Annotated in this window: 3 protein-coding genes; all 3 read right to left on the bottom strand. The window is 62.6% G+C overall.

Annotated features, from left to right (window positions below):
* Window positions 1–285: 285 nt before the first annotated feature.
* Window positions 286–1638: an HlyD family type I secretion periplasmic adaptor subunit gene (locus tag ACK59H_RS22635; protein WP_060479833.1), complete on the bottom strand. Its 1353-nt coding sequence runs from the start codon at window positions 1636–1638 to the stop codon at window positions 286–288.
* A 9-nt stretch (window positions 1639–1647) separates the two neighbouring features.
* Window positions 1648–3783, bottom strand: coding sequence for a type I secretion system permease/ATPase (locus ACK59H_RS22630; RefSeq protein WP_155500301.1), 2136 nt, complete (start codon window positions 3781–3783; stop codon window positions 1648–1650).
* Window positions 3784–3858: 75 nt separating this feature from the next.
* Window positions 3859–5183 (bottom strand): TolC family outer membrane protein (locus ACK59H_RS22625; RefSeq protein ID WP_409264953.1); only part of this gene is annotated, 1325 nt, incomplete at its 5' end.

The following is a 5183-nucleotide window of genomic DNA, read 5'->3' as shown; positions in this document are numbered from 1 at the left end:
TGAGATCGAGCGCCGCCCGCGCGGCGCAGCGCGAGCTGCGCTCGCTCCTACGTTTGTTTCGGGCCAATTATGCCTGTGGGATTTGCGCGCGGACGCCTTGGTGCATGGCGCGAGATAGCGTCGTATGAACCAGGCGGTCGCGCGCGTCTGCCACAGGCGTTACTGGCCCTAAACAAACGTAGGAGCGAGCGCAGCTCGCGATGCGCCGCGCGGGCGGCGCTCGATCTCATAGGCGCTGTAAATGCACCGACATGCACCTGGCCGCCCTCACGAAATCCCCCTCAGTCACCGCTCGCGCAGCGCCTCGGTTCGTGCCTTGAGCACCGGCTTGAGCAGATAATCCAGCACACTTTTCTGCCCGGTGATGATATCCACCGTGGCCACCATGCCGGGGATGATCAGCAGCGGCTTGTTGTCCCCGCCCAGGTGGTTCTTATCGGTTCGCACTTGGATCAGATAAAACGCGTTGCCCTTTTCATCGGTTACGGTATCCGCGCTTATCAGCTCCAGCTTGCCCTTGAGCCCGCCATAAGTGGTGTAGTCGTAGGCGCTGAACTTGACCATGGCCGGTTGCCCCGGGTGCAGGAAGGCTACGTCCTGCGGGCGCACCTTGGCCTCGATCAGCAGGTTGTCTTCGATCGGCACGATCTCCACCAGATCGCTGCCTGGCTGCACCACACCACCGATGGTGTTGACCTTGAGCAGCTTCACGATCCCGCGCACGGGTGACACCACGGTGGTGCGGTTGACCCGGTCGTCGATGGCGATACTGGTGGCGGTTATCTTGGACAACTCGGTGCGTTTGTCGTTGAGCTCTTTTGCTGCGTCCGAGCGGAAGCTTGCTTCGGACTCTTCGATCTTGCTCTTGATCTCGGCGATCGCCGCTTCGGCCCGTGGGATGGCCAGGCTGGTGGCGTTGAGTTGGCCACGTGCCTCCACAGTGCGCTGTTTGAGGCGAAGAATTTCCACTGGGGAAATGGCCCCTTTGCTGACCAAGGGCGCCGACATGTCCGTTTCCTGCTGCAGCAGCGCTACCGCCGAGCGGTATTGATCGACTTTGGAGCGAAATTCGGCAAGCTCCTGGTTCTTCTGCCTTAGTTGCTCGTTGAGGGTCTGTTTTTCGCTGGCCAGGCGTCGCTGACGCGAACCATACAGGGCAATCTCGTCTTCAGCGACCTGGGGGGCTTTGGCGCGCACTTCGTCCGACAGCACGAAGGGCCGCCCTTCGGCCTCTGCCGATAGGCGCTCGACCTGGGCTGTCAGGGCGTATCGGTCGGCTTCGCTTTCGCCTTTGTTTGACTTGAAGCGGGTGTCGTCCAGACGCAGCAGCGTGGCACCTTTCTCGACCATCTGGCCTTCGCGGACGAAGATTTCGGTGACAATCCCGCCTTCAAGGTTCTGCACCACCTGCACTTTGCTCGACGGGATAGCCTTACCTTCACCCACCGTCACTTCGTCGAGCACCGCCAGGCTCGCCCAGACCAGCGCCGCCAGTAACAGCGCTGCAGCCAGCCATACGGTCAGGCGCGAAAAACGAGGCGAATCCTGTAAGGTGGCGCCGGCCAATTCCGGCATGTAGTCATGTTCGGCCCGTTTGTCGGTGCCATGGCCGCTGCGTACGTTGTGCGTGAGAGGCATGGTGAACTCCTACAAAGCAGAGCCAATACGACCTTTGCGCAGGGCGTCGACAACGGCATCTTTCGGCCCGTCTGCGACGACTTTGCCGTTGTCCAGCACCACCAGGCGGTCCACCAGGCTGAGCATGGAGGTGCGGTGGGTGACCAGCAGCAGGGTTTTGCCGGGCACCCAGGCAAGCAGACGCTGGCGCAGTTGCTCTTCGCTGCTGTTATCCATGTGGCTAGTGGGTTCGTCCAAGATCAGGATCGGCGGCTCCAGCAGCAGTGCGCGGGCCAGCAGCACGGCCTGGCGCTGGCCGCCGGACAGCAACTGCCCGCGTTCGCCCACTGGGCGATCGAAGCCGTTGGGGTGCTGCCTGGCCAGTTCGCTGACCCCGGTCAGTTCGGCTACTTCCAGCATGCGTGCATCGCTGATGTGGCGCGCGCCCAAGGTCAGGTTGTCACGCAGGCTGCCGGCCAGCAGTGATAGGTCATGGGCAACGTAGCCGATCTGGCTGCGCAAGTCGGCGATGTCCAGTTGGCGCAAGTCGAGGTTGTCCAGCAACACCTGGCCCTCATCGGGGTGGTGAAAACCCATCAGCATGCGGCCCAAGGTGCTTTTGCCCGAACCGCTGCGGCCGATGATGCCGATACGCTCGCCCGCAGTTACCACAAGGCTCACATCCTGCAGGGCTGGGTTTGTCTGCCCTGGGTAGCGGAAGCTAACGTGGCTCAGCGCCAACTCGCCTTTGAGCGTGGTGTGCTCCAACGCTTGCTGGTCGGGCTGACGTTCCTGGGGCAGGGCCATCAGGGCGTCGGTGCTGCGCATGGTCAGCTGTGCCTGCTGGTAGCGGGTGATCAAGCCGGCGATCTGCCCCAGCGGTGCCAGTACTCGGCTACCGAGCATGTAGCTGGCGACCAGCGCGCCGACGCTGAGGTTACCGGCGATGATGCTGTACACCCCGGCAACGATGGTGGCCATGCCGCAGAACTGCTGGATGAACAACGTGCCATTGCTGGCCAGCGATGACAAGTTACGGGCATGGGCATCGAGCCGGGCGATGGCGGCGTTGGTGTGTTCCCATTGGTACTGACGCTCGCTTTCTGCACCGCAGGCTTTGAGGGTTTCCAGGCCGCCAAGGGTTTCGATCAAAAGCGCCTGGCGCACGGCGCCCAGGCTCAGGCTTTTTTGCACGGTGTCGCGCAGGCGGGCTTGGATAAGCAAGGCAAAGCCTACCGCCACCGGGAAGGCGATCAGTGGTATGGCTACCAGCCAGCCACCGAGCAGGCCGATCACCAACAGCATCAGGGCGACGAAAGGCAAGTCGATGATGCTGGTCAGGGTGACTGCGGTGAGGAATTCACGCAGGCCCTGGAAGTCGTGGATGCTTTGGGCGAAGCCACCGATGGTGGCGGGCTTGGCCTTCATGGCCATCCCGGTGATGCGTTCGAACAGCGTGGCGGAGAGAATCAGGTCAGTCTTCTTGCCGGCTTGGTCCAGCAGGTGGGCGCGGACCATGCGCAGCACCAGCTCGAAGGCGGTGCCGATGAACAACCCGGCCACCAGCATCCACAAGGTCGACAGTGCCTGGTTGGGCACTACCCGGTCATAGGTCTGCATGACGAACAGCGGCACCATCAGGCCCAGCAGGTTGATCAGCAGGCTGGCCAGCAAAGCGTCGCCGTACAGCCAGCGGGAATGGCGCAAGGTATCGCGGAACCAGGCGTTGACCCTAGGTAGCAAGGGGGCGCGCACGTCTTCCAACGTATGCCGCGGGCGGGCGAACAAGGCGTGGCCGTTGTAGGCTTGCTCCAGCGCCTGACGCTCTACCCATTGCTCACCACCGTCGGCCTCGCAGGGCAGAATCAGCGCGCGGCCGTCTTCCCCCCAGCGTTGCAAGACCGCGCTGCGGCCATTGCCTAGCAATAACAGCACGGGCAGGTTCAGCGCCGAGATGTCGTCCAGCGCCCGCTTGAGCACCCGTGCTTGCAAGCCTGCGCGTGCTGCCGCCCGCGGCAGCAGCGCTGGGCCCAGGCGCTGATGGGCCAGCGGCAGGCCGCTGCACAGGCCGGCTCGGCTGGCTGGCCGGCCGTGCAGCCGGCATAGAATCAGCAAGCCATCGAGCAGTGGGTCATCGACATCCGGGCGCGGCTGCGCACTTTGCATACTGGTCACGATGGCCTCCTCCCGTCAGGGTGGATGGGTGGCGGTGCGGGTGATGCAGGCCAGCGCGAACGAGGCTTAGCGCATATCGGGCAGCCTGGCCTCGGTGCGAACATCGTTAGTAGCGATGGCCTCTGGTGGCAGCGAGATGCGCTGCTTGCTCAGCAGTTCACCCATGGTCGCCAGCACACGGTACATCGAGAACTCTTCGGTGTAGCGCACTTCGGTGTAGCGACGGTTGGCGTTGTACAGCTCGTTTTCGCTGTCGAGCACATCGAGCAGAGTGCGCTGGCCAAGGCCGAACTGGTCTTGATAAGCAGCACGGACGCGTTGGGTAGTTTCGGCGTACTCACGAGCAGTCGGTGTCTGTTTACGCGCGTTGTTCATCGCGTTCCAGGCCAGGCTGAGGTTTTCGTTCAGCTCGCGCAATGCATTGTTGCGGATGTCCAAGGCCTGATTGATCTTGTGCGCATCCGATTGCAGGCGGGCCTTGTCACTGCCGCCGCGGAACAGGTTGTAGCTGAGCTCTACGCCCGCCTGCCAGTCGTTGTTGCTGTGGCCTTTCTCGCCGCCCAGGTTGTTGTTGGCGCCGGTGGCCAGCACTGCGTCCAGGCGTGGATAGAACGGCGACTTGGCGACTTCGTACTGCTTCTCGGCAGCGTTGACGTCAGCCTGGGCCGACTTGAGGTAAGGGTTGTTCTGGCGCAAGCCTTCACGTGCTTCATCGAGTGTGGTTGGCATCTCGATCTTTACCGACTGCGGCCCCTCCAGCTCGTCGGGCATACGGCCGACCACGCTGTAGAAGTTGGCTTCGGCATCGGCGAGGTCGACTTCGGCGGTATCCAGGTTGTTTTCTGCCAGCGCGCGACGGGCACGGGACTGGTCGAGGTCGGCGGTGCTGCCGACGCCACGCTCACTGCGCAGGCCGATCTGATCGTTGACGCGCAAATGGGCTTGCAGGTTGTTCTTGGCCAACGTCACCAATTCACGGCGCTTGAGCACTTCCAGGTAGACCTCGATGGCGCGCAAGGCAACGTCTTGAGCGACCGCTTGGGTGTAGTAGGCACGCGAGGTGGCTACCGCTTCGGTGCGGCCCACTTCATTGGCAGTGTTGAAACCGTCGAAAATCATCTGCCGCAAGCGCAGCTCGGACTGGGTGTAGTTCAGGGTTTCCTTGTTGTGGTTTCTGCTGCCGTCGGCATTGAGGCCGCGGGTGTTGAGGTTGTCCGAGCGCTGGCGCCCGTAGCCTGCAACCAGATCCACGCTCGGGTAGTAGCCGCCGCGGGCGAATTTCACATCTTCATCGGCGGAAAGCTTGCTGTTGCGGTTCGAGCTGATTTGCGGGTGGTAGTCAACGGCGCTCTGGATAGCTTCGTTGAGGGACATCGCCTCGACGTTGGTGC

Origin of the sequence: Pseudomonas sp. KCJK9000 (assembly GCF_046230725.1) — a bacterium.
GTDB lineage: Bacteria > Pseudomonadota > Gammaproteobacteria > Pseudomonadales > Pseudomonadaceae > Aquipseudomonas > Aquipseudomonas promysalinigenes.
The sequence above is the reverse complement of the archived record's forward strand: the minus strand, read 5'-3'. Positions and strand labels throughout refer to the sequence as shown.